Annotated in this window: 19 protein-coding genes; 11 read left to right on the forward strand and 8 right to left on the reverse strand. The window is 66.0% G+C overall.

From position 1 onward, the window contains the following. Window positions 1-38: 38 nt before the first annotated feature. Together AC5RVN_RS06040 and AC5RVN_RS06045 are read right to left on the reverse strand one after the other, a co-directional pair. Window positions 39-1,385 (reverse strand): MFS transporter, encoded by a 1,347-nt coding sequence (locus tag AC5RVN_RS06040; protein WP_494137361.1) that lies wholly within the window; start codon window positions 1,383-1,385, stop codon window positions 39-41. A 78-nt stretch (window positions 1,386-1,463) separates the two neighbouring features. Beyond that, on the reverse strand, window positions 1,464-2,402 hold the full coding sequence (locus tag AC5RVN_RS06045) for a proteasome assembly chaperone family protein (RefSeq protein ID WP_494039466.1): 939 nt from the start codon (window positions 2,400-2,402) through the stop codon (window positions 1,464-1,466). Window positions 2,403-2,660: 258 nt separating this feature from the next. Between AC5RVN_RS06045 and AC5RVN_RS06050 the strand changes: the two genes are divergently transcribed. The 5 genes from AC5RVN_RS06050 to AC5RVN_RS06070 all read left to right on the forward strand — a co-directional run bounded on the left by AC5RVN_RS06050 (window position 2,661) and on the right by AC5RVN_RS06070 (window position 8,814). Beyond that, a complete protein-coding gene (locus tag AC5RVN_RS06050; RefSeq protein WP_494039465.1) occupies window positions 2,661-4,187 on the forward strand; it encodes a leucyl aminopeptidase in 1,527 nt (508 codons plus the stop codon). Between the two features lie 258 nt (window positions 4,188-4,445). Further along, window positions 4,446-5,828, forward strand: coding sequence for a dihydrolipoyl dehydrogenase (gene lpdA, locus AC5RVN_RS06055; RefSeq protein ID WP_494039464.1), 1,383 nt, complete (start codon window positions 4,446-4,448; stop codon window positions 5,826-5,828). Between the two features lie 116 nt (window positions 5,829-5,944). Then, the gene (gene sucB, locus AC5RVN_RS06060; RefSeq protein ID WP_494137362.1) at window positions 5,945-7,699 is read left to right on the forward strand and encodes a 2-oxoglutarate dehydrogenase, E2 component, dihydrolipoamide succinyltransferase; all 1,755 of its coding nucleotides are present in this window, start codon (window positions 5,945-5,947) and stop codon (window positions 7,697-7,699) included. Between the two features lie 143 nt (window positions 7,700-7,842). After that, a complete protein-coding gene (locus tag AC5RVN_RS06065; RefSeq protein WP_494137363.1) occupies window positions 7,843-8,193 on the forward strand; it encodes a hypothetical protein in 351 nt (116 codons plus the stop codon). Window positions 8,194-8,385: 192 nt separating this feature from the next. Continuing rightward, on the forward strand, window positions 8,386-8,814 hold the full coding sequence (locus AC5RVN_RS06070) for an OsmC family protein (RefSeq protein ID WP_494039461.1): 429 nt from the start codon (window positions 8,386-8,388) through the stop codon (window positions 8,812-8,814). Between the two features lie 86 nt (window positions 8,815-8,900). Here AC5RVN_RS06070 and AC5RVN_RS06075 read toward each other — a convergent pair whose 3' ends face one another. Continuing rightward, window positions 8,901-12,407, reverse strand: coding sequence for a S41 family peptidase (locus AC5RVN_RS06075; protein WP_494137364.1), 3,507 nt, complete (start codon window positions 12,405-12,407; stop codon window positions 8,901-8,903). Between the two features lie 76 nt (window positions 12,408-12,483). Here AC5RVN_RS06075 and AC5RVN_RS06080 point away from each other — a divergent pair, with 76 nt between their 5' ends. Then, a complete protein-coding gene (locus tag AC5RVN_RS06080) occupies window positions 12,484-13,377 on the forward strand; it encodes a TIGR01777 family oxidoreductase (RefSeq protein ID WP_494137365.1) in 894 nt (297 codons plus the stop codon). Window positions 13,378-13,402: 25 nt separating this feature from the next. On the opposite strand, the gene AC5RVN_RS06085 is transcribed toward AC5RVN_RS06080, so the two are convergent. Continuing rightward, complete coding sequence (locus tag AC5RVN_RS06085) at window positions 13,403-15,064, reverse strand: serine/threonine-protein kinase (protein WP_494137366.1); 1,662 nt, start codon at window positions 15,062-15,064, stop codon at window positions 13,403-13,405. 140 nt (window positions 15,065-15,204) lie between these two features. On the opposite strand from AC5RVN_RS06085, the gene lipB reads away from it, so the two are divergent. The 4 genes from lipB (at window position 15,205) to AC5RVN_RS06105 (ending at window position 18,184) form a co-directional block, all read left to right on the forward strand. Next, on the forward strand, window positions 15,205-15,873 hold the full coding sequence (gene lipB / locus AC5RVN_RS06090) for a lipoyl(octanoyl) transferase LipB (protein WP_494137367.1): 669 nt from the start codon (window positions 15,205-15,207) through the stop codon (window positions 15,871-15,873). Then, entirely contained in the window at window positions 15,870-16,877 is a 1,008-nt protein-coding gene (gene lipA / locus AC5RVN_RS06095; RefSeq protein ID WP_494137368.1) for a lipoyl synthase, read from the forward strand. Before lipB ends, lipA begins: the two co-directional genes overlap by 4 nt. Before the next feature lie 86 nt (window positions 16,878-16,963). Continuing rightward, window positions 16,964-17,716, forward strand: coding sequence for a DUF4191 domain-containing protein (locus AC5RVN_RS06100; RefSeq protein WP_494039455.1), 753 nt, complete (start codon window positions 16,964-16,966; stop codon window positions 17,714-17,716). Window positions 17,717-17,797: 81 nt separating this feature from the next. Next, the gene (locus tag AC5RVN_RS06105) at window positions 17,798-18,184 is read left to right on the forward strand and encodes a DUF3817 domain-containing protein (RefSeq protein WP_494137369.1); all 387 of its coding nucleotides are present in this window, start codon (window positions 17,798-17,800) and stop codon (window positions 18,182-18,184) included. 12 nt (window positions 18,185-18,196) lie between these two features. Here AC5RVN_RS06105 and AC5RVN_RS06110 read toward each other — a convergent pair whose 3' ends face one another. Further along, window positions 18,197-18,634 (reverse strand): RDD family protein, encoded by a 438-nt coding sequence (locus tag AC5RVN_RS06110; RefSeq protein WP_494137370.1) that lies wholly within the window; start codon window positions 18,632-18,634, stop codon window positions 18,197-18,199. Window positions 18,635-18,911: 277 nt separating this feature from the next. On the opposite strand from AC5RVN_RS06110, the gene glnA reads away from it, so the two are divergent. Then, window positions 18,912-20,336, forward strand: coding sequence for a type I glutamate--ammonia ligase (glnA, locus tag AC5RVN_RS06115; RefSeq protein WP_494137371.1), 1,425 nt, complete (start codon window positions 18,912-18,914; stop codon window positions 20,334-20,336). Between the two features lie 115 nt (window positions 20,337-20,451). On the opposite strand, the gene AC5RVN_RS06120 is transcribed toward glnA, so the two are convergent. From AC5RVN_RS06120 to AC5RVN_RS06130, 3 genes are all read right to left on the reverse strand, one after another. After that, entirely contained in the window at window positions 20,452-20,625 is a 174-nt protein-coding gene (locus tag AC5RVN_RS06120) for a hypothetical protein (protein ID WP_494039451.1), read from the reverse strand. A gap of 368 nt (window positions 20,626-20,993) precedes the next feature. After that, complete coding sequence (locus tag AC5RVN_RS06125) at window positions 20,994-21,527, reverse strand: N-acetyltransferase (RefSeq protein WP_494137372.1); 534 nt, start codon at window positions 21,525-21,527, stop codon at window positions 20,994-20,996. 186 nt (window positions 21,528-21,713) lie between these two features. Further along, complete coding sequence (locus AC5RVN_RS06130; RefSeq protein WP_494137373.1) at window positions 21,714-24,725, reverse strand: bifunctional [glutamine synthetase] adenylyltransferase/[glutamine synthetase]-adenylyl-L-tyrosine phosphorylase; 3,012 nt, start codon at window positions 24,723-24,725, stop codon at window positions 21,714-21,716. Window positions 24,726-24,734 lie beyond the last annotated feature (9 nt).

Consider the following 24,734-nt stretch of genomic DNA (forward strand, 5'->3'; position numbering starts at 1 on the left):
TGGATACACCCGGCGGGTCCGGCGCTGTGGAGGACCAGTCAGTCCTCTGAAGCCGCCGCCCTGCTCCGCCGGGCAAGGCTTTCCCGGCGCTGGCGGGCGAGCGCGCTGCGCAGGGGCGGAACCACCACGCCCTGGGCTGCCATCTGCCGCCGGACCTTGCGGCGGCAGACCAGGGTGGCGGCAGCTCCGAAACCAAGCAGCAGGAACTGGACACTCAGTGCGATCCGGAACGGGTCCAGCCCATACAGGACACCGTTGGAGAACCCGCTGGCATGTAGCACGTCCAGCACGAGGCCAATCAGGAAGATGGCTATCAGCGCGGCAAAGAACCCGCCCACATTAACGATGCCCGTAGCGGTTCCAATCCGGTGTGCCGGGTTGAAGGTGCGGGCGAAGTCGAAGCCGATCATGGAGCCGGGCCCGCCGATCGCGAGCACCACCACCAGGCCGGTCAGCAGCCACAGCGGCGAGCGCCCGGGTGTCACCAGGACTGCGGCCCAGGCTCCGGCGGTGGCACCGGCGATCAGCAGGACCATGGTTGAACGCCGCAGCGGGTGGCGGGAAACGAAACGGCCAATGAACGGCCCCACTGCCATGGCGGTGGCAACGTACAGGGCCATGAGGGCGGCAACCGTTCCGGCATCGAGGCCCTGCCCGGACAGCAGGAACGGGTATCCCCACGTCATTGCAAATACGGTGCCGCTGAACTGGATGGTGAAGTGGCTCCATAACCCCAGCCTCGTCCCGGGCTGGCGCCAGGCGCGGGCGAGGGAGGCTCCTGTCGCCTTCAGCCCCTGCTGGGCCTGCGGCCGCTGCGTACCGGCCGGCACGTCCTGCAGGAGCAGCAGAACCAGGACAACGGCGAGTCCTGACATCCCTGCCAGCATCAGGAACGCCGGGGTCCAACCGGCGGCGTGCAGGACGAAGGCAAACGGGATGACACTGAACAGTTGGCCCAGCTGGCCGGACATACCCGTCAGCTGGGTCACGAGCGGGACCCGGGCGGGCGCAAACCAGAGTGGAATCAGGCGAATCACCGAGATGAATGTCATCGCGTCCCCGGCACCTACGAGCACCCTCCCGGCCACTCCGCCCGGAATACTGTCGGCAAAGGCCAGCTGGAGCTGGCCCAGGCCCATCAGCACGGCACCGCCGGCGATCATGGCCCGGGAACCGAACCGGTCCACCAAAAGGCCCACGGGAATCTGAAGCCCGGCATAGACCAGCAGCTGAAGGACCGTAAAGAAGGAGATGGCGGAGGCACTGGCGTGGAACCGCTCCGTGGCCTCAAGGCCCACCACCCCAAAGGACGTGCGCTGGGTGACGGCCACCAGGTACCCGAAGATGCCAATGGTCCAGATCAGCCAGGCGCGGGGTGCAGTCACCATCTCATTATGCCCGGACTGCCCTTGCCGCCCGGCAGCAGCGTGATCCGGCTGCCGGCCGGGGAATCGGCAGTGTTGTTACTGGCCGGGGTTCTCGCGTGCGAGGTAGGCCTCTACGGCAGCACCGAGGACATCCGCATTGGGCAGCTCGTCGTTCTCGTCCGCAAGAAGGGAGCGGCGGACCGTGCCTTCGGCCTTTTCGTCGTACCGGGTCTCCAGGCGGGCCACCACCTGCTGGACTTCTTCTGAGGCGTCTATCTGCTCGGCGATCTGGCGGCTGACTTCACGGCCGGCTTCGCGGAGCCTGTCCGAGGGCAGCATCAGTGACGTGGCCGCACCGAGATATTCAAGGCCTGCGACGGCGGCGGTGGGGTATTCCGCCTCGGCCAGGTAGTGCGGGACGTGAATGACGTAACCTGCCACGTTCCGGCCTGCCTCTACAAGGCGGAGCTCCAGGATGTGTCCAACAGCTGCGGGCACTTCCACGGTGGGCTTCCACACGGAGATGCCTTCGATCAGTTCCGGCCGGTTGCCGTGCACTGTCACGCCCACTGGACGCGTATGCGGTACCGGCATGGGAATGGAGTGGATCCAGGTGACCAGGTTGACGTCCAGCTTCTCAACGATGCCCACCACCGCGCGGGCAAACCGCTCCCACTGCAGGTCGGGCTCAAAGCCCGCGAGCAGAAGGAAGGGATTGCCCAGGCCGTCCTTCAGCCGGTAGAGGGCGAGCCGGGGCTCCTGGTAGTCCTGAAGGTGGTCCTCGACGAACGTCAGGTGCGGCCTCCGCGACCGGTAGTCAATCAGCTGGTCGGCGTCGAAAACTGCAACCGGTTCGGCGTCGAGCGTGTCAAGCAGTTCCGCGTTGATCTGCCTTACCACGTGACCGGCGTCGGCGAACCCGGTGAAACCCATCACCAGGTTCAGCCCACGGAGCGCCGGGCTGTGGAACAGCCCGATGTTGCTTGCATAAAGCGCATCGGGGTCCAGCAGGGAGCCGGAAATCCGTTCAAGCACGGCATGTTCCTTTCATAGGTGCGGGTGGTTACCTTCTACAACGCCGCAGGAGAGCCGCACATTCCTGCTGCGCCTGTGGCGCACCTCTCAGGAAATACACCGGCCCGGGCGGGGACGGGCTACGATCGGAACTGGCCTGCCAAACGGGCCTGCAGACACCCGGACTGCGTCCCGAACGATTGCATCCGGGCATCCATGGCAGAGCGCCGAACATGCATTCCTGCCCGAACATCTCTCGAGAATTGAGGACTGATCCCTGTGGTCAAGAATACTGAAATCAACCTTAGTACCCTCTCAAGGGACCTGAAGAAGAGCCCCAGTGACGCAGTGGTCATAGGTGTGGGTAAGGGCACTGACGGGCCGGTCCTCCTGGATAACCCCCTCACCGCCAAGTCCGCGGAGGCCCTTGCCGGCTCCCTTAAGTCCCTGGGCGTCACGGGCGCCGCCGACCAGATCGTCCGCCTTCCCGGCCTGCCCGAAACCGGCGCCGGGATCCTGGTCCTCGCCGGCACCGGCAAGGTCTCCGCAGCAGAGCCCCTCACCGGTGAGGCACTGCGCCGCGCAGCAGGTTCCGCCGTCCGCCAACTCGCCGGCCTCGCAACGGTTGTCCTGGCCCTTCCGACGGCGTCCGTTGCCGACGTCGCGGCCCTCGCCGAGGGTGCCGCCCTCGGCGCCTACTCCTTCACCGAGTTCCGGTCGTCGAAGGACGGCCTGAAGGATCCGGTCCGGAATGCGGTCATTTTCACGGAGCTCGCCGACCACGCCGAAACCGGTGCGGCACTGAAGCGTGCCCGGTTGATCGGCAAGGCCGTCAACGCCACCCGTTCACTCGTGAACCAGCCGCCCAGCCACCTCTATCCCGAAACCTTCGCCGAAGCTGCGAAGGAGCTGGCCAAGGGCCTGCCCGTTAAGGTCACCGTCTGGGACGAGAAGCGGCTGGAGAAGGAAGGCTTCGGCGGCATCATGGGCGTGGGCAAGGGCTCCGCCCGCCAGCCGCGGCTGGTCAAGGTGGAGTACTCCCCCGCCAGGCCGACGTCGAAGATTGCGCTCGTCGGCAAGGGCATCACCTTCGACACCGGGGGCATTTCCATCAAGCCGGCCCTTGGCATGGGCGACATGAAGAGCGACATGGCCGGTGCCGCCGTCGTCCTTAATACTGTCCTGGCCCTCGCCGGGCTTGGCCTGCCGGTCAAGGCGACTGCCTGGCTCTGCATCGCCGAAAACATGCCCTCCGGTGCAGCGTCCCGTCCGGCTGACGTCCTCACGATGTTCGGCGGCAAGACCGTTGAGGTCCTGAACACCGATGCTGAGGGCCGGCTGGTCATGGCGGACGGCATCGTCGCAGCCAGCCGCGAGTACCCGGACGCCATCATCGACGTCGCCACCCTCACCGGTGCACAGCTGATCGCACTGGGCAACCGCACCGCAGGCGTCATGGGCTCCGACAGCGTGACCGGTCCGCTCAAGGCCGCAGCGGACCGGGCCGGCGAACTCGTGTGGCCCATGCCGCTTCCCGAGGAACTGCGCCCCAGCATCGACTCCCAGGTAGCAGACCTTGCCAACATTGGCGAACGCCACGGCGGCATGATGACGGCTGCGGTTTTCCTGCGTGAGTTCGTGGGTAAGGGCAAGGACGGGGAGCAGATCCCCTGGGCCCACATCGACATTGCCGGGCCTTCCTTTAACAACGGAAGCCCCTATGGCTACACCCATAAGCAGGGCACGGGCTGCACCGTGCGGACCCTGGTGGCCTATGTAGAGGACATCCTGGCCGCGGCGGCCTGACACAGGTGTCCGCGCGCAGAGGCTGCGCGGTACTGCGGTGCGGGTTTGTTCCCTGCACCGCAGTACCGCGTGACTCTGGACACAAGCGCTCCACAAACGCGGCGCCAAGGTGGAGCATGGATAGGTGGTTCGCTAAGGTGAACCACGGTAGTCACAAATGCAAGAGAACAGGCCTGCTGGCATAATCACGGCAGTGTAAGTTCCAAGACCAGATGATGCGCGCAGAACGCGTCATCGTTCACGCGAGGGAGCGTTTAAGTGGCCGATCAGGCAACTGCGCAAGAATTCGACATCCTGGTACTCGGCGGCGGCAGCGGCGGGTACGCCGCCGCACTGCGGGCCGTACAGCTTGGCCTTACCGTCGGCCTCGTGGAGAAGGCAAAGCTGGGCGGCACCTGCCTCCACAATGGCTGCATTCCCACCAAGGCGCTGCTGCACTCTGCAGAACTCGCCGACCACGCCCGTGACTCCGCCAAATACGGCGTGAACGTCACCCTCGACGGCATCGACATCACCGCCGTCAACGCCTACAAAGACGGCATCATCGCCGGCAAGTTCAAAGGCCTCCAGGGCCTGATTAAGTCCAAGGGCATCACCGTCATCGAAGGTGAAGGCAAGCTCCAGGGCACCGACACCATCGTCGTGAACGGGACCGCGTACAAGGGCCGGAACATCGTCCTGGCCACCGGCTCGTACTCGCGCACCCTTCCGGGACTGGAAATCGGCGGCAAGGTCATCACCTCCGACCAGGCCCTGACCATGGACTCCATTCCCAAGAGCGTCATCATCCTGGGCGGCGGGGTTATCGGCGTCGAGTTCGCTTCCGTCTGGAAGTCCTTCGGCGTGGACGTCACCATCGTGGAGGGCCTGCCCTCACTGGTTCCCAACGAGGACGCCACCATCGTCAAGAACTTCGAGCGAGCCTTCAAGAAGCGCGGCATCAAGTTCTCCACCGGCGTGTTCTTCCAGGGCGTCGAGCAGAACAGCGACGGCGTGAAGGTCACCTTGGTGGACGGCAAAACGTTCGAAGCCGACCTGCTGCTCGTCGCCGTCGGCCGCGGCCCCGTCACGGCCAACCTGGGCTACGAGGAAGCCGGCATCACCATCGACCGCGGCTTCGTCATCACCAACGAGCGCCTCCACACGGGCGTCGGCAACGTCTACGCTGTGGGCGACATTGTCCCCGGCGTCCAACTGGCCCACCGCGGCTACCAGCAGGGCATCTTCGTGGCCGAGGAGATCGCCGGCCTGAAGCCCGTGATCGTCGAGGACATCAATATCCCCAAGGTCACCTACTCCGATCCCGAAATCGCCACCGTCGGCTACACCGAAAAGGCCGCCAAGGAGAAGTTCGGCGAGGACCAGGTACAGACCCAGGAGTACAACCTGGCCGGCAACGGCAAGAGCTCCATCCTGGGCACCTCAGGGCTGGTCAAGCTGGTCCGCCAAAAGGACGGCCCCGTGGTGGGCGTCCACATGATCGGCGCCCGCATGGGCGAGCAGGTTGGCGAGGCCCAGCTGATCGTGAACTGGGAAGCCTACCCGGAGGATGTTGCCCAGCTGGTGCACGCCCACCCCACCCAGAACGAGGCCCTGGGCGAAGCCCACCTGGCACTCGCTGGCAAGCCGCTTCACGGCTAGTCTCCCCCCAGCACCAAAGGGCCTGGTGCACCCGGCACGAAATGCCGGGTGCATTAGGCTGGCCAACAAGGCAGCAATCATCCGCACTAAAGATCAATAAGGAGAACGGGGACGACATGTCTGAATCCGTTAACTTGCCCGCCCTCGGTGAGAGCGTCACCGAAGGAACCGTCACCCGCTGGCTCAAGCAGGTAGGTGACCGGGTAGAGGTGGACGAGCCGCTGCTCGAAGTATCCACCGACAAAGTAGACACTGAAATCCCCTCTCCTGTCGCTGGCGTGATTGAGGAAATCCTGGTTGCCGAGGACGAGACCGCCGAGGTCGGCGCTCCCCTGGTCCGCATCGGTGACGGCTCCGGCGGCGGCGCCCCCGCCGAAGAAGCCCCCGCAGCAGCACCCGCTGCAGCTCCCGCGGAAGAAGCCCCCGCAGCAGCACCCGCTGCAGAAGCTCCCGCAGCAGCACCGGCCCCTGCACCTGAGGCACCGGCCAGCGGCGGCGAAGGACATGAAGTTACCCTTCCGGCGCTGGGCGAAAGCGTCACCGAAGGCACCGTCACCCGCTGGCTGAAGGCCGTGGGCGACTCCGTGGAGGTTGACGAGCCGCTCCTGGAAGTCTCCACGGACAAGGTTGACACCGAAATCCCGTCGCCGGTGGCTGGAACTCTCCAGGAAATCCGCGTCAACGAAGACGAAACAGCGGAAGTCGGCTCCGTCCTGGCTGTCATCGGTTCAGGTGCAGCTGCTGCCCCGGCAGAAGCACCCTCCACCGAGGCACCGGTCCAGGAAGCCCCCAAGGCTGAAGCACCCGCCCCCGCACCGGCACCGGCACCTCAGGCTGCACCGGCTCCGGAAGCACCCAAGGCTGCACCGGCACCGCAGGCTGCTCCCGCCCCCGCTGCGGCCCCGGCCGCAACCGAGGCCGCACCAGCCAACGGTGGATCCGAGTCCGGCTATGTCACTCCCCTGGTCCGCAAGCTGGCCAACCAGCACGGCGTGGACATCGCATCACTGTCAGGCACAGGAGTAGGCGGACGCATCCGCAAGCAGGACGTCATCGCTGCCGCCGAAGCCAAGTCCGCGCCCGCCGCAGCCCCCGCAGCCGCGCCGGCCGCGTCAGCCCCGGCCGCTTCCAACGCCGCTGTTTCTTCCCTGCGCGGCACCACGCAGAAGGCTCCCCGCATCCGCCAGGTCATCGCCCGGCGCATGCGCGAGTCCCTCGAGGTCTCCACCCAGCTGACCCAGGTGCATGAAGTGGACATGACCAAGGTCGCCAAGCTGCGCCTCAAGGCTAAGAACTCGTTCCAGGCCCAGAACGGCGTCAAGCTGACCTTCCTCCCGTTCATCGCCAAGGCTGTGGCTGAGGCGCTCAAGCAGCACCCCAAGCTCAACGCTGCCTACGACGAGGGCAAGCAGGAAATCACGTACCACAACGCTGAGCACCTGGCCATCGCCGTCGACACCGACAAGGGCCTGCTGGTCCCGGTTATCTCCGACGCGGGCAACCTGAACCTGGCCGGACTGGCTGCCAAGATTGCCGACGTTGCGGGCCGCACCCGTGATGGCAAGATCGGCCCGGACGAGCTGTCCGGCGGTACCTTCAGCATCACCAACATCGGTTCGGTGGGCGCCCTGTTCGACACTCCCATCATCAACCAGCCGCAGGTGGGCATCCTGGGAACCGGCGCCATCGTCAAGCGCGCCGTGGTTGTGGCCGATGAGAACGGTGACGATTCAATCGCCATCCGCTCCATGATGTACCTGTCCCTGACGTACGACCACCGCCTGGTGGACGGCGCCGATGCGGGCCGTTTCCTCCAGACGCTGAAGGCACGCCTTGAGGAAGGCGCCTTCGAAGCGGACCTCGGGCTGTAACGCGTCACAACGCACGACGGCGGTGCGGGCAGCGGTGGGAAACCACCGCAAGGCCTGCACGGCCGTCGCCGGTTAACGCACGTGCGCCCACCCCCCGATGCTGAACTACTACAAGCCGTAGAAGGACTGGGTACACTGGTCCCATGAACATCGTTTATAACACCGTGGTCTTCCTGCACATCATTGGCGCCGCCATGATCGTCGGCATCTGGATCGGCCAGATGAAAAAGCCCACCGTCCACCCGCGCCAGTTTGACGGCGCCATGCTCCAGCTCCTCACCGGCGTAGCCCTGATGGGCCTGATCCCGGCCCTGGACATGGACGCCAACTACGTCAAGCTCGGCATCAAGTTCGCCATCGCCCTTGCCGTCGGCGTCCTTGCCTTCATCGGCCGCCGGAAGTACAAGGCAGGCGAGGACATCAGCAAGGGCCTGGCGCACAGTGTGGGCGGCCTCGGGCTCCTGAACATCGCCATCGCCACCATCTGGCAGTAATTACCCCAAGTCGCGGCCTCACGACGGCGGCGCTCCCCTTTGGGGGGCGCCGCCGCCGTCGTCTTGCGCCATGGGGTCATAATCCACCAGAAGCGGACAGCGGGTGCACGCTTCCCGTGAAGTCCCTAGGATGGGAAACGGCGGGGCGGGCACCGGCCTGACCCCGGTTCGAAACAACCTTGAGGAGTGGACATGGCAGCAACACGTTCAGCAAATGCAGTATGGAACGGCAACCTGACGGAGGGTGCCGGAAGCACCAGCCTCGCCACCTCAGGCCTGGGAACGTTCGACGTCACATGGAAGGCGCGTACCGAGGCGGCCAACGGCAAGACCAGCCCGGAAGAGCTGATCGCGGCAGCGCACGCTGCCTGCTTCTCCATGGCTTTCAGCAACGAGCTGGCCAAGGCCGGCCACACCCCGGAGGAAGTACGTACCAAGGCGGACGTGACGTTCGTGCCGGGCACCGGCATCACCGGCAGCCACCTGACCGTCTCCGCCACAGTGCCGGGTATTTCTGAAGACGAATTCCAGAAGATCGCCGGCGAAGCCAAGGTGGGCTGCCCGGTTTCCGGTGCCCTCGCCAGCATCGACATCACCATGGACGCCACCCTGGAGTCCTGATCCGGCCTCTTCGGACAAGAAATATGGCCCTGCCTGGCCGGAGTTCTCCGGCCAGGCAGGGCCCTTTGTTGTTTGCGGGCCGCCGGCTACCCCTGTTGGCGCGCCGGAAGCGGCGCGGGACGCAACCGGCGGTACCCCTCCCGGGCAGGCGGGCGGTCGGTGGGAAGCTCCTGAATCATCTCCTTCAGCGCCCCAATGCCGTATTCAAGCTGCGGATCCCGCCCGGCGGCGTAGGCGTGCGGCGGGTAGGTGACCTCGATGTCGGGGTCGACGCCGTAGTTTTCGACGCTCCAGCCCACACCGCCGCCGAACCACGTGGCGTAGCGCGGCTGGGTGACACCCGTGCCGTCGGCGAGGGCGAACCTGTTGTCGATGCCCACCACGCCGCCCCAGGTGCGCGTTCCGATCACGGGTCCGATGCCCCGCAACTTGGAGACCTGGGTGATGATGTCGCCGTCGGATCCGGCAAATTCGTCGGCAAGGATAATGACCGGCCCGCGCGGCGCGTGGTGCGGATACGTGCGGGGCTTTTCGCCCCGCGGCATGCTCCAGCCGGTGACCTTGCGCCCGATCAGTTCGGCCACCAGCTGCGAGGTGTGGCCGCCGCGGTTCCGCCGCACGTCCACGATGAGCCCGTCCAACGCTGTTTCGGTGTCGAGGTCGCGGTGGAGCTGGGCCCAGCCGTTGGCCATCATGTCCGGGATGTGCAGGTAGCCGAAGCTGCCGCCGGAGGCCTCCCGGACGGTCCGCCGGTTGGAGGCAACCCATTCCTGGTACCGCAGGCGTTCCTCGTCCTTGACGGGTACGACGGCCACGCGGCGCTGCCTGCCGGTGCCTCCGGCGTGTGCTGCACCGTTGAGGAGCGTCAGCTCCACGGCCCGGCCCGCCGCGCCCACCAGCTGCATGGCAGGGGTTACGGTTCCGGAGAGAGGAACGCCGTCGATGGCCAGCAGGATGTCGCCGGCTTTTGCGCCGACGCCCGGACGTGTCAGGGGCGAGGTGGCCAGGGGGTCCGAGGATTCGCCGGCGAGAATGCGGGTGATTTCCCAGCCGGCGGGCGTGAGCGCGAGGTCGGCCCCGAGGCGGCCCTGTCCATGGCTGCCGTTTTCCGTGACCGGTGCGGGCCGGACGTACGCGTGGGAGGTTCCCAGTTCGCCGTGAAGTTCCCACAGCAGGTCCACCAGGTCGTCATGGGAGCCAAGGCGGTCCACCAGTGGACGGTAGCGCTTGTGGATGGACTCCCAGTCCTGCCCTGCCATGTCTTCGGTCCAGAAGAAATCTCGCTGCAGCCGCCATGCCTCGTCGAAGGCCTGGCCCCAGACGCTGAGCGGGTCCATCATCACCCGGACCCGGCCGAGGTCAACCTTGACCAGCTCGCCCGAGTCCTCGTCAGCCTTCTTGTCGGCCGGGACAACACTGACCTTCTTGTCCGAGATCAGCACAACCTTCGTCCGGTCACCGGAGAGCCGGAAGCTGTCCAGGGACTCCACCAGGGTGGACTGCTTCCGCCGGGCGAGGTCGAACCGGGCAAGGCTGGGACGGGCATCCTTGTCTTCCTGGCTGGCTTTGCCGTCACCGGTGACGCCGGCCAGTGCCCAGTCGAGCCACAGCAGTGCGCCGTCGGCTGCCTTGAGGGACGTGTAGTTGCCCTGGGGCACGGGAACACCGATAACCCGGTGGGCGAGCCCGTCCGCGTCCACCTTGACTTCCGCGGCCGCTGACGATGCGTCCTGCTTCGGTTCCCCGTCGCCGGTATCTGCCTCGTCCATCGCGTCCTGGTCCACGGAAGGACCAAAGGGCGACGGCGTGTCGGCGGCCAGTGCCACGAGGTAAGGCTTGATGGGGCTCGGGAAGGACAGGTCAAAGGAGTGTCCGTCGTACACGGGGTCGAAGCTGCGGTTGGAGAGGAAAGCCAGGAACTTGCCGTCAGGGGTGAAGGCCGGTGACGTGTCGCAGAAGCGGCCATCGGTGACGTCCACCGGGTCGGCCTTGGAATCGGTCACCTTTGCCAGCCGGAGCCGGCTGCGGGAACCGAAGGAGGTAACCGGTTCGGACCAGACCAGCCATTGCGAATCCGCCGACCAGGCCAGGTCAGAGATGGTGCCCTCCCCAATGCTGGCCACGAGTGCCAGTTCTCCGGTCCGGGTGTTGGCCGTGTATACCTCGCCGAAGGACGTGCCCAGGGCAAGCCAGCTGCCGTCCGGGCTCGCCTCCAGCGAGCTGGTGCGGGTGGGGCGGGGGAAGGCGATGCGGGTTGCTGCTGCCGGATCCGGCGCTGCGGCGGCTGTGGGTGCGTTCCCGGGGGCGACGTCTGCCTGCTGGTCGTCCCTGGCTGCAGGAGCCGGACCGGCTCCTGCCAGGACGGCAGCCCCGGCGGCCGGAACGGGCTGGGGCAAGGCTGCCTCGGCCTCGGCCTTGCCCGGCGTTGAAGGGGAGTCGCTGCCGGGGTCTCCGACAGGCGGCACGGACGTCCCCAGGGCGGCTGAGGCGGCCGTCCCGGGTACCGGTCCGGCGACGTCCTTGATGTACAGCGCCTCTACGCCGTCGTGATCCGCCACGTAGGCCAACCGCCCGTTGCGCAGTGGCCTGGGTAGCCGGGCGCGGACGCCCGGCGAAGCTTCGATGATGCGGGACGGCCCGTCCTTGTGCCGCAGCCAGTGGATGGTGCCGTGCGCTTCGATGGCACTGGCGGCCCCGGTGGCATCCGGGACCGCAGCGCCAAGATGCTTGGGGGTGTTGAGCAGTGTGGGGCGCCGCGACTGGGAAGCGGACCCCAGGAGGATGTCCAGCCGCTCCGCGTCAGCTTCCAAACCGGAAAGCATCCAGAGCTCACCGGCGGATTCGAAAATGATGCGCTTGCCGTCGCTGGCGGCATGGCGGACATAGAAGTCCTCGTGGTCCGTGTGCCTGCGCAGGTCCTTGCCGTTCGGGAGGACGGAGTACAGGTTGCCGTAACCCTCATGGTCGGACAGGAACGCGATCCGGCCATCCACCCACATGGGATCGGCAAGGTTTCCGTCAAGCTCCGGCAGCAGCCGTTCAAATTCGCCGTTGCCGTCATTGTCCAGCCAAAGCTTTCCAGCTGTGCCTCCACGGTAGCGCTTCCACCAGGCCGGCTCGCGGGAGAGCACGCTGCCCACCACTACCGGGCGCTCATCCCCCACTTCGGGACCAAAGGCAACGGACTCCACCGGCCCGAACGGCATTTCCTCCGCCCAGCCGCCCTCAAGGGGGACACTGTAGGCGTGCGTGTGCCGGCTCTCAGCCTGGCGGAAGGCGCTGGTGACCACCACGGAGCCGTTCGCGGTAAAGCCTTTGACCTTGGTGGTGCTGTGGCCAAAGTACGTGAGCTGCCGGTAGTCGCCGCCGTCCACCGCCGCAGAGACAACTTCCGGCGCCGTTCCCTGTACCACCGTCCACACCAGCCGCTGTCCGTCCGGGGTGAAGCGGGGGTTGCGGGCCGGAAGCTGGAGCGAGGAGACACGCCAGGCGCGGCCGCCGCCCAGAGGCGCAATCCACACGTCGTCCTCGGCCACAAAAGTGACCAGATCGCCGTGCAGGTGCGGGTAACGGAAGTAGCTCGAAGATGTCATCGTTTGATCATAGTCAGCCCCCGGTTAACCCTGTTGGAGGTGCCGCGGCCGCGCCAGCCGTGGTGTGATGGACCCCATGCGCATAGTCATCGCCGGCGCCTCCGGGCTGATCGGAACCCACATGTCAGCGGCCTTCCGCGGTGCCGGCCACGAGGTCGTGTCCCTGGTCAGGCGCGAGCCGGCGTCGGCGATGGAAGTACGGTGGAACCCCGCCGCGGGCGAATTGGAACCGGCGGCGCTTGCCGGTGCGGGGGCCGTCGTCAATCTGTCCGGCGCGGGCATCGGGGACAGGCCATGGACACGCAGGCGGGTCAAGGAGCTTTTCAGTTCCCGGGTGGACTCCACACGGACGCTTACACGGGCGATGCGGCAGCTCGACTCACCACCGCCTGTCTTCATCAGCCAGTCCGGGTCGGGTTACTACGGCGATGCCGGGAACACTGTGCTGCGTGAGAATGCTCCCCAGGGAACCGGGGCCCTCGCCAGTATCTGCGGGGAGTGGGAGGCTGCAGCTGCCACCGCTCCGCAGGGTGTCCGCGTAGTGGTTCCGCGGACCGGGGTGGTCCTCAGCCGTTCCGGCGGCGCCCTGGGCAGGTTGCTTCCGCTGATCCGGCTGGGTGTTGGCGGACCCTTCGGCAATGGCCGCCAATACTGGCCCTGGATAACGCTGCCGGATGTCTCGGCAGCTTTCCTCTTCCTGCTGGAATCCCCACTGACCGGTCCGGTCAACCTTTGTGCCCCCGAGGATGCCGACGTGAACGCCCTGGTGGCTGAGCTGGCCAGGGCGCTGCACCGTCCCGCTGCCCTGCGCGCGCCGGCCCCGGTGCTGCGCCTGGTGATGGGCGACTTGGCTGACGAACTGCTCCTCGCCAGCCAGCGCATGGAGCCTGCCCTTTTGTCCTCTGCGGGTTTTTCCTGGCAGCACCCGACTCTCGCCCAGGCCGCGCAGTGGGTGGCGGGCGGAAGGTAGGGGCTCCTTTTGCAGGAGCGCAGGGTCAGCCGGTGCCGGGAAGGATCTCGCTGACCCGCCACCTGCCGTCCACCGAGACCAGCACCACGCGGAGCCGCTGCCCGGCCGCGGCTGCTCCCGTTGCCATCACATCGCCCTGGCCATCCGTTTCCTCATAAGCGGAAGAGGCCGAGGTAACAGCAACTACCGTGCGGGTCCCGTTACCGCCCTCCTCCGCCTGCACCTCTGTCAGCGTGGTGGAAAATCCGGACAGCCTGCGGCCGGATTCCCGCAGCTGTGCGCTGATTCCGAGATCAGCAGCCGCTGCACCCGAGCCATGCTGGTTCACCTCGTCCAGGAGTTCCAGCTGTCCTCCGCTAAAAGCCAGTGATCTCAGAAGCGCGAGGCCCTGGACAGCTACCGCCGGATCCGGGGACGCTGCCTGCTGCCTTGCAGCCTTTACCGCAAGGGCATGCTGGTCCATTTCGGCAGGAGCGGACTCGCCGGCAGCGGCGGTACCCGGGCCGGCGGTCGGAGGCCCCGACAGCGCAACGGGACCGGCGAAGGTGACACCTCCACCGGAGAGCCACCAGGCGGCAGCAACTGCCGCGGCGGCTGCACCGGCAAGAATGCTGCGCCGCAGCTGCCGGCTGCCCCTGGGCTGGGAATGGCGTCCTGTCTTGAGGGCGTCCGGGGAGACGCGGGGCTTAAGCATCTTCGGCCCGGGAAAGGGCAGCTTTTCCGGGGGAACGAACGGGCGTGCCCACTTCGCCGTCGTAAGCCTTCGCCGCAATCCCCTGATCCTCCCGCCGAGCCGGCTGCCGGGGCTTGCCGGCGCATGCAGGCGGGTTACCAGTTCCGGCACAACGGTGGGGTGGACCGCCGGTGCAAGGTCCAGCGGCAGGGGCTCCGCGCTTCGGTAGACCGCCGTGGCCATGGCAGCGGCGGTGGGCCGGAGCCGGCGGTCTTCGTTCAGTCCGGACTCCAAGGCAGCCGCCAGTTCCCGGGGGACCCCGGGAAGCAGGATGGTTAGGGGCGGCCGGTCCGCGGTGCGCTGCGGAGGCCGGCCCGTCAGGCAAAACCAACCCAGGGCGGCAGCAGAATAGACGTCGCGTTCAGGTTGCAGCCCGGCACGCACTGCGTCCACCGGCGCCGGGTCCATGAATCCCGGGGTGCCCGCACCGGCCCCAGGGGCAGGATCGCCCAGCATCCGGGCGATGCCGACATCGGAAAGCATCGGCTTACCCTGGCCCGTGAACAGAACGTTGCCCGGGGAGACGTCCGCGTGCGTGAACCCCTTGCCGTGCAGATACGCCAGGACCTGGAAAAGGGGCGTCAGCACCGTCACCGTTTCCCCCACAGTCAGCTTCCCCCTGGCAGCTACCAGGTTGGCCAGGGACCCGCCGGGCGCATAATCCATGATGAGTGCGGCGCGGCCTTCCACGCCGCCTGCCAGCGGCACAGTGTCATGGGCTTTGATGAGATGCGGGTGATCGAGGACCGACAGGATGCGGATCTCCCGGCGGATTCCTTCTTCAGTCATCACTGCACCGCGCGAAGACCTGCGGGCCGGCGGGCGGAAGCACTTGAGGGCGAACTCCCGGCCGCTGCGTTCCTCCCTTGCCAGCCATACCGAGGCACTGCCGCCGCGTCCCAGCAGCCGTCCTATGGCGTAGCCGGACACCGTCATCCCCTGAAGATCTTCCATGCCCCATGTCTAGCCGAATCCAACTTTGCGTGCAGAAGTTATCCACAGGCTTCGGACACAGAGGCGCACGGCTCGCACACGCACGGTGAGCTTAAGCACTAAACCCGGCCTGTGGCCGCCCAAGGTCTAAGCTGGATGCCATGACTCTTGAGTTTTCACAGCTGGGTCTTGCTCCGGACTACGTCGACTACACCCGCGGTTGGGCCATTCAGAGTGAACTCCATGACAGCGTTGTCGCCGGAAAGGCGCCGAGCACTGTCCTTTTCCTTGAACACGCCCCCGTGTACACGGCGGGCAAACGGACTGAGGACCACGAACGCCCTTTCGACGGCACGCCGGTGGTTCCGGTGGACCGCGGCGGCAAACTGACCTGGCACGGACCCGGCCAGCTGGTGGGTTATCCCATAATCAAACTGAAGAACCGGGCAGGGATTCGCGACTACGTTGAACGCCTCGAATTAGTCATCATCACCGTCCTCGGGGACTACGGCATAGCGGCTGTGCGGATCGCGGGCCGGGCAGGGGTATGGCTCGAAGCGGACGGGAAAGGCCCGGACAGGAAGATCGCCGCTATCGGCATCCGTGTTCATGAGGGCGTCACCATGCACGGGTTTGCCATCAACTGCAACAACGACCTCGCCCCGTACACGCAGATCATTGCCTGCGGTATTACTGACGCCGGGGTCACAACCATCGCCCAGGAAACCGGTTATGACGTCGCCCCTGCTGACCTCGTTTCCAGAATCACCGAAGAACTGCGCAAGAATGAAGACGCCCTGGTCGCTACCCACGAAGGAGCTCTACTGTGACATTGGCACCTGAAGGCCGGAAGCTTTTGCGCGTTGAGCAGCGCAACTCGGCTGTCCCGGTGGAGCGGAAGCCGGAGTGGATCAAGGCCAAGGTCCAGATGGGCCCGGAGTTCGTGGGCCTGAAGAACCTGGTCAAGAAGGAAGGCCTGCATACGGTGTGCGAGGAGGCCGGCTGCCCCAACATCTTTGAGTGCTGGGAGGACAAGGAAGCCACGTTCCTGATCGGCGGGTCCGAGTGCACGCGGCGGTGTGATTTCTGCCAGATCGATACCGGCAAACCGTCCCCGGTGGACCGGTTCGAACCCACCAAGGTCGCCCGGTCGGTGCAGTCGATGCAGTTGCGCTACGCCACCGTCACCGGTGTGGCCCGCGATGACCTCGAGGACGAGGGCGTGTGGCTGTACGCCGAAACCGTCCGCAAGATCCACGAGCTGAACCCCGGCACCGGCGTCGAACTGCTGATCCCGGACTTCTCCGGCAAACCCGAGCACATCGCCGCGATCTGCGATTCCCGGCCCGAGGTGTTCGCGCACAACGTCGAGACCGTACCGCGGATCTTCAAGCGGATCCGGCCCGCGTTCCGCTACGAGCGGTCCCTTGATGTGATCACGCAGGGCCGGAACCTGGGCATGGTGACCAAGTCCAACCTGATCCTGGGCATGGGCGAAACCCGCGAGGAAATCTCCGAAGCCCTCCGGGACCTGCACCAGGCCGGCTGTGACCTGATCACCATCACCCAGTACCTGCGCCCGTCCGAGCGGCACCTGCCGGTGGACCGCTGGGTCAAGCCGCAGGAATTCGTGGACCTCCAGGACGAGGCCACCGAGATCGGCTTCCTCGGCGTCATGTCCGGACCCCTGGTCCGGTCCTCCTACCGGGCCGGCCGGCTCTGGGCCACCGCGATGCGGAAGAAAGGCTGGGAAATCCCCGCCGAACTGGCCCACATCGAGTCCTCCGGCACCACCCGCCAGGAAGCCAGCTCACTGCTCGCAGCGCATTCCTGACCCTCTAAACGCGTCTCCCCCAAGGGCCGGCACCGGAGAACTCCGGTGCCGGCCCTTCGACTTTGGTCACGTAGAATTGAGGCACTATGGCGAAATCCCCTGATTCCAGCAACCCCACTCCTGCGGGCTCAAGCGCAGTGAAACGTGGCTTCTTCTCCCGCAAGCCGAAAGAAGCAAAGGTCAAGAAACCAAGCCGGCTAAAGCAGATCGGTGAGGTCTTCAACATGACCCGCCGCCACGACCCCATGGTTCCGTGGCTTATGCTGCTGGTTTTCCTCGGCGTTGTTGCTGTCAGCTTCCTCGTGGGCTTCTGGCTGGACAACTGGATCACCGGCTTGATCATCGGCATCCCGCTGGGCCTGCTGGGCGCCACGCTGATTCTCTCCCGCCGCGCCGAACGCGCGGCCTTCGCCCAGATTGAAAACCAGCCCGGCGCGTCGGGCGCTGCACTGGGAACCCTGCGGCGCGGCTGGATCACCGAGGAACAGCCCGTCGCCGTCAACCCCCGCACGCAGGACGCCGTGTTCCGCGCCATCGGACGCCCCGGCGTCGTGCTGGTCAGCGAAGGTCCCACGCACCGGGTAAAGCCCCTGCTGGAGGCAGAGCGCAAGCGCCTTGCGAGGATCCTGCCCAACGTCACCGTGCACGTCATCGAAAGCGGCCGCGGCGAAGGCCAGGTTCCCATCAGCCAGGTGGCCAAGAAGATGGGCAAGCTCAAGAAGGAACTGACCAAGCTTGAGGTCAACGCCGTATCCAAGCGCATTGCTTCGCTGGGCAACAAGCTCCCCATCCCCAAGGGAATTGACCCCTACAAAGCCCGTCCCAACCGCGGACGCTGAAGCAAGCGCCCCGGTTCCGGCACCTGCCGGAACCGGGGCAATTTTTTGACCGGCCCGTGCCCAACGACAGGACAGGACACAGTGGAACAGGACCAGCTGCAACAGGACCAGGTGCAATCCCCCGTGAGGAATGCCGTCCTCCGCGCCTTCCGCATTCTCGCGATCGCCGAAGCATTCAGCTGGGCGGCGCTGCTCGCCGGCATGTACTTCAAGTGGATTGCGCGAACCACGGAGGTTGGTGTGCAGGTAGCAGGGCCCATCCACGGTGCGTTGTTTGTGGGTTACGGGATTGCGGCCCTGATGCTCTGGCGGCTGCAGCGCTGGCCGTTCCCGGTGGCCCTGTTTGCCGGCCTTTCCGCAATCTTCCCGTTTGCCACGCTCTGGTTCGAGCGATGGGCCGGCAAACGCGGATACCTTGCCTCTGCGGCCGCAAGTGCTCCCGCAGCGAAGGAAGCAAGCCGCGTCTGAACACCGCTGCTTCTAGCGGCGCAGGAGCAGCGTGTCCATAGCCTTGTCGTGGAGGCCGCGGTGGTCCGGGTCGAAGATAACGGCGGGAACCACCAGGCAAAGCAGCACCGACCTCACCAGCGCAGCGAGCGGTCCGGGGGCTCCTCCGCCGGCCTTCAGCACGTGGATGCCGGCCACGCGGTGGCCGATGCTGTAACCCAGCGTTCCCACCAGGAGGATCTGTTCGACGGCGAAAATCGCCAGGGTGGCCCACGCGTCGCCGGCAAAGGCGTAGTTGCTGATCAGCAACGCGACGCCCCAGTCGATCATGATGGCGATGATCCGGCGCCCGGCGCGGGCAATGGAACCCGGTCCGGACTCCGGCAACCCAAGCCTTTCACCGGGATACTTCGAGATGCCCGAGGTGTCAGGGCCGGTGAGCCAGGAGCCAATGTCTTTGCGATCTACCACCGTCCAAGTTTACCCGGGCAGGCGCAGCCCAGAGTGTGGAAGCAGTTAGACCACAGTGTGGACTGCCGATAGCGTAGCCCTAACAGGGCATTCTGTAACCTGCCCGAAACAATGTGGACACGGACGGGAAATGCCGCGTCCATAGGCTGTTAGCAGTTTCAAGCAAATCCCCCGGCAGGTGCTCAGAGCAGGGAAACCTTGTGTTTTCCCTGCCTTCGGATTGCGCTGGATCAGATGGCTTTCACGCCAGATATTTACATATGCGTTAGGAGCATAGATGTTCACCACTGCGGACGAAGTCCTCAAGTTCATCAAGGACGAAGATATTAAGTTCGTCGATATTCGCTTCACGGATCTGCCGGGTGTCCAGCAGCACTTCAACGTGCCGGCCAAGAGCGTTGACGCCGACTTCTTCATCAACGGCCAGCTCTTCGACGGATCCTCCATCCGCGGCTTCCAGGGCATCGCCGAATCCGACATGCAGCTGATTCCGGACGTCACCACCGCGTTCCTGGACACCTTCCGCATGGAAAAGACCCTCGCGCTGAACTTCTCGATCGTCAACCCGCGCACGGGCGATCCTTACCACCGCGATCCCCGCGGCGTGGCTGAAAAAGCCGAGGCCTACCTCGCCTCCACCGGCATCGCCGACACCGCTTTCTTCGCACCCGAAGCTGAGTTCTTCGTCTTTGACAACGTCCAGTACCAGTCCTCCCCGCAGGGCAGCTTCTACAAGATCGATTCCGAGGAAGCCTACTGGAACACCGGCCGCGAGGAAGAAGGCGGAAACCTCGGCTACAAGACCCCCGTCAAGGGCGGTTACTTCCCGGTCTCCCCCACGGACAAGCAGGCCGACCTGCGCGATGCCATGTGTGTCGCCCTGGACGAAGCCGGCCTTGAGGTTGAACGCAGCCACCACGAAGTTGGTTCCGCCGGCCAGGCTGAGATCAACTACAAGTTCACCACCCTGACCCACGCTGCCGATGACCTGCAGAAGTTCAAGTACGTCATCAAGAACACCGCGGACGCCTGGGGCAAGTCGGTCACCTTCATGCCCAAGCCGGTCTTCGGTGACAACGGCTCCGGCATGCACTGCCACCAGTCGCTATGGAACGGTGGCGAGCCGCTGTTCTACGACGAGAAGGGCTACGCCGGCCTGTCCGACACCGCCCGCTGGTACATCGGTGGCCTGCTCAAGCACGCTTCCGCCGTCCTGGCCTTCACCAACCCGACGGTGAACTCCTACCGCCGCCTAGTTAAGGGCTTCGAGGCTCCGGTCAACATGGTTTACTCCCAGGGCAACCGCTCCGCCGGTATCCGTATCCCCATCACGGGCAGCAACCCCAAGGCCAAGCGCATCGAGTTCCGCGCACCGGACCCCTCCTCCAACCCGTACCTGGCATTCGCTGCCCAGCTGATGGCCGGCATCGACGGCATCCGCAACCGCATCGAACCGCCGGCACCGATCGACAAGGACCTCTACGAGCTCCCTGCCGAAGAAGCCAAGGACATCCCCAAGGCTCCGGGCACCCTCGAAGAAGCCCTCGAGGCCCTGGCCGAGGACAACGAGTTCCTGCAGGCCGGCGGGGTGTTCACCCAGGACCTGATCGACACCTGGATCGAGTACAAGTACGAAAACGAGATCCGTCCGCTGTCGCTGCGCCCGAACCCCTACGAGTTCGAGCTCTACTACGGCGTCTAGCTGGATCAAGCGGGTGAAGCGGGCATAGTCCGCAGGCAGTCCGCTGGAATGGAATTACTGCAAGGGCCGGTCCCCACGGGACCGGCCCTTGCAGTTCCCGGGCGAAAATGATCCGTCAGCCGGCAAGCGCGCCGGTCCCGAACCAGCCGGGATCGGCAATTTTGTCAGCGGCCATCCCGGCAGGATCCGCCGGCCCTCCCGCCGCGGAACATTGTTCACAGCGGCCAACGAACTGATGCGGGCAATCCATCGGATCCAGCCCGTCCTCGGTGTGTACTGTGATTCGCATGGCACCCTGCCGCTTTCTGGGCCGGCACGCCGGCTTCCCCGTTCAGCAATCCTGGTGCCGGCGGAGGCTGGAGGGGCTACCGAACTTCCAACCTGCCGGCACTCATATCTAACCGTTCCCGACGGTTCCGAACACCAGTAGGCTGTACTCGCCTTTTGCAGGGGCGCCTACGCGTGCCCCGGCCCGGCCACCGGCGGCTGTAGGTGGGGATCCAGCTCCAGACGTGCTGAGACCGGGAGCCGGATCCCCTGACAAGTGCCCCCCGAGACGAAGACTGTGGAAGCCTTCCCCCCAACAAGGTTTGAAGAACACCGCCAATCCACATAATCAAGCAATCCGGGGCTGAGCGCAATGCCGGACCGCCTGGCCTATGCCCGGTCGGACCGGCCGAAGCTCCGGAACATGATGCGCTGGGGTCCTGCTGAGCCCCCGGAGTACTGCCCGCGGTCTTCGAATCCAGCCTTGCGGTAGGCGGACAGTCCCGCCGGGTTCGCCTCGTTGACGGAAAGAACGACGCCGGTCTCACCAGTCCCCTGCCGGTCGCTGAGTTTTGCCGCGGCCGCCACGGCGGCGGCAGCACCCAGCGGACCGAGCCCCTTGCCCTGTTGCCGCCGGTCTATCAGGAAACCCCGCAGCAACCAGGCTGAATCGTCGTCCCTCCAACCCGCAAGCCGGGCTGCCCCGGCCTGCAGGGTGAGGACGCCCACGGCGAGGCCGAGGGACTCTATGACGTACGGACGCCGGGACTCCTCGGCCAGCCCTGCAAGGGCCATCCTGAGCGGATCGCCCACGAACCGCTCCTGGCCCGGCGCAAGTTGCAGTTCCGCCACTGCGCCGAGCTGAATGGCGCGGGCGTCGTCGTCGAGGTCCCGCAGCGGGATCAGCCAGACACCGGCATTCACAACCTTCAGGACGGCGCCCCGGCGTGCGGACTGGAGGAAAAGGCCGGGGCCGCGGAGAAGTCCGCGCAGCGCCCCGGACCCTTGACGGGGAGGTTGACGCGGATATGGGTGGTCATGGGCTCAAGCTAGCACCGGGCCCCTGGCACGTGCCAGCCGCCCGCCGGGGACAACGGCGCGAACGCCACGCTAATGGCCGTAAAAAACCCGTTCAAAAACGGCTCTGGCACGGCGGCTGACCCGAAGGTAGTCCTCTTCCAGGACCGCGGCCTGGCCGGGCTCGTAGCCGCACCAGCGCGCCACCGCTTCCAGGTCGCGCCGCGAAGACGGAAGCAGGTCCGAGGCCTTGCCGTTCCAGATGACGTTGGCGGACCTGATCCGGCTGGCCAGGCGCCAGGCCGACGCCAGCAGGTCGGCGTCATCCCTGGCCAGCAGACCGGCTTCGGTTGCGGCTTGGAGGGCTTCAATGGTGGAGGTGGTCCGCAGCTCCGGGTGTTTGCCGGCGTGCTGGAGCTGCAGAAGCTGGACCAGCCACTCCACGTCGCTAAGCCCGCCGCGGCCGAGCTTAAGATGCCGTGCAGGGTCCGCGCCGCGGGGCAGGCGTTCAGATTCCACCCTTGCCTTGATCCGCCTGATTTCCCGAACGTCCTGCCCCGAGACCGACTCCGGATACCGGATGGGGTTGATGAGTTCCAGGAAGTCCGCGGCCAGGGCGTCGTCACCGGCCATCGGCCGGGCGCGCAGCAGCGCCTGCGCCTCCCAGATGAGCGACCAGCGCCGGTAGTACTCAGCGAAGGAATCAAGGGAGCGCACCATCGCTCCGTTTTTACCCTCCGGGCGCAGGTCGGCGTCCACCTGCAGCACCCGTTCGGCCATGATCGCCGGTTTCAGGGGCTGGGTCAGGAGGCTGGAAACCTTGGTTACGATCCGTGTTGCCTGCTCCTGCGCCTCCGCCTCGGAGAAGCCCGGCAACGCCCGGTGGACGTACATGACGTCAGCGTCAGACCCGTAACCGATCTCCCGCCCGCCCTGCCGGCCCATGGCAACCACCAGGACAGCGGTCTTCAACGGACCTTTGGCGGATACAACGCCTTCGGCAACGCGCAGGGCGCCCAGTACCGCCGCCCGGTCAGTGTCCGCCAGTGCCGCTCCCACCTCATCCTGGTTCAGCAGCCCGGCAGAATCGGCGATCGCGATCCGGAGAGTCTCCCGCCGCCTGATCAAGCGAATTAGACGCATGGCGCTCTCCGGGTCAGCATGCCTGGACATCTTCGAAGTAATTTCCTGCCATTGGGCCTCGAAGCTGACCGGGACGAGGTCCTTGTCATGGCCAAGCCACGCCACCGATTCGGGAGACACTTCCAGCAGGTCCGCGATCAGCCGCGAATTGGAAAGCACATGGCACAGCCGCTCAGCAGCCGCCTTGGAGTCACGGAGCATCCCCAGATACCAATGGGTGGTTCCCAAAGCCTCGCTGACCCGGCGAAAGGCGAGCAGGCCGCCGTCGGGATCCACTCCTTCAGCAAGCCAGTCAAGCAGGATGGGCAGCAGCTGGCGCTGCAGCGCTGCGCGGCGGCTGACGCCGGCGGTAAGAGCCTCCATGTGGCGCATAGCGCCCTTCGGGTCCCGGTAACCGAGGGCGGCGAGCCGGCCCTGCGCTGCTTCCGGGGTAAGCCTGGCGTCCTCGCTGCTGAGTTTCGCGGCGGTGTTGAGCAGGGGCCGGTAGAAGATCCGCTCGTGAAGCTCACGTACTGAGCGCTTGGTCTTCTGCCACGCGGCCAGCAGGGCGTCCGGGTGCGGGCGTTCATTGGAAAACGGCCCCAGCACGGCCTTGGCCAGCGCGCGCAGCGCCGGCTCTCCCACCGGCATCAGGTGTGTCCTGCGCAGCTGGAAGAGCTGGATGCGGTGCTCCAGCAGCCGCAGGTACCGGTACGCGTTGTCGAAGGCGGCAGCATCGGTGCGCCCAATGTAACCGCCAGCGGAAAGTGCCGCGATGGCGGAGGTGGTGTCCCGACGCCGCAGGGATTCGTCGGACTTGCCATGGACCAGCTGGAGCAGCTGGACCGTAAACTCAACGTCCCGGAGTCCGCCGCGGCCCAGCTTGATTTGCCGTTGTTCCTCCGCCTGCGGAATATGCTCCGTGACCCGCCGGCGCATGGCCTGCACGGACTCAACGAACCCGTCGCGGCCGGCTGAGCTCCAGATCAGCGGCGCAATGGCGTCCTCGTACTGTTGGCCAAGGGCAGCATCGCCGGCGATGGTGCGGGCCTTCAGCAGCGCCTGGAACTCCCAGCTTTCGGCCCACCGCTCGTAATAGGACCGGTGTGAAGCCAGGGTGCGCACCAGCGGCCCCGACTTCCCCTCGGGCCGGAGGTTTGCGTCCACTTCCCACAGCCCGGGTTCCCGGGCCACGGAGGAAATGGCCCGCGATATGCCGCTGGCCAGGGCCGTGCCGATGGTGCTGGCCTGCGCATCCTCCAGGCTGCCGGCATCCACTACGTAGATCACGTCGACGTCGGAGATGTAGTTCAGCTCCCGGGCCCCGCATTTGCCCATGCCGATGACCGCCAGGCCAATCTCGGCCACCTGCGGGCCGCTGAACTGGCCGGCAGCCTCCGCGCGCGAGACAGCGAGTGCGGCCTCCACCGCTGCGCCGGCAAGGTCTGCCAGTTCCCCGCCCGCCAAGGGAAGGAAGTCCAGCGGATCGGCAGCGCAAAGATCCTTCACCGCAAGGTCCACCAGTCCCCTGCGGTACGCGGTCCGGAGAGCTGCGTAGGCTTCCATGCCGGTGACAGCGGCAATGGGACGGGCGGCACGCGGATCAGCGCCTACGGACGCAAGGAGTTCCGCGCGCAACTTCGCCGGATCCGCCTGCAGCGGCTCGGGGCTGGGCCGGACCTTGAAGGCGTCGAGGTGTTCCGGATGGCGGATGAGGAACTCCCCCAGCGCCTCCGAAGCACCCAGCACGCGGTAGAGCGGTTCACTCGTTTCCGGATCTGCTCCGGCCAGCTCCCGAAGGTCCGGATGCTTTTCGATCAGCCGCACCACGGACTGCAGGGCGGTGTCCGGGCTGGCCGCCATCTGCAGCCCCGCAAAGAGCCGGTCCTCATCCAGTCCTTCGAGCTCACGGGCAGCGAGGAACCGCTCGGCCTTCTCCAGATCACTGAAGCCGGCCGAGATCAGTCGCCGCGCGAGGCTCACCGCCACCTC

The sequence above is a fragment of the Arthrobacter sp. sptzw32 genome (assembly GCF_059089735.1).

Coding starts and splice junctions, on each gene's coding strand:
- AC5RVN_RS06065 (WP_494137363.1), top strand. CDS start 7,843: ATGAACATCGTTTATAACACCGTGGTCTTCCTGCACATCATTGGCGCC.
- AC5RVN_RS06070 (WP_494039461.1), top strand. CDS start 8,386: ATGGCAGCAACACGTTCAGCAAATGCAGTATGGAACGGCAACCTGACG.
- glnA (WP_494137371.1), top strand. CDS start 18,912: ATGTTCACCACTGCGGACGAAGTCCTCAAGTTCATCAAGGACGAAGAT.
- sucB (WP_494137362.1), top strand. CDS start 5,945: ATGTCTGAATCCGTTAACTTGCCCGCCCTCGGTGAGAGCGTCACCGAA.
- AC5RVN_RS06120 (WP_494039451.1), bottom strand. CDS start 20,625: ATGCGAATCACAGTACACACCGAGGACGGGCTGGATCCGATGGATTGC.
- AC5RVN_RS06085 (WP_494137366.1), bottom strand. CDS start 15,064: ATGGAAGATCTTCAGGGGATGACGGTGTCCGGCTACGCCATAGGACGG.
- AC5RVN_RS06075 (WP_494137364.1), bottom strand. CDS start 12,407: ATGACATCTTCGAGCTACTTCCGTTACCCGCACCTGCACGGCGATCTG.
- lipB (WP_494137367.1), top strand. CDS start 15,205: ATGACTCTTGAGTTTTCACAGCTGGGTCTTGCTCCGGACTACGTCGAC.
- AC5RVN_RS06080 (WP_494137365.1), top strand. CDS start 12,484: ATGCGCATAGTCATCGCCGGCGCCTCCGGGCTGATCGGAACCCACATG.
- AC5RVN_RS06100 (WP_494039455.1), top strand. CDS start 16,964: ATGGCGAAATCCCCTGATTCCAGCAACCCCACTCCTGCGGGCTCAAGC.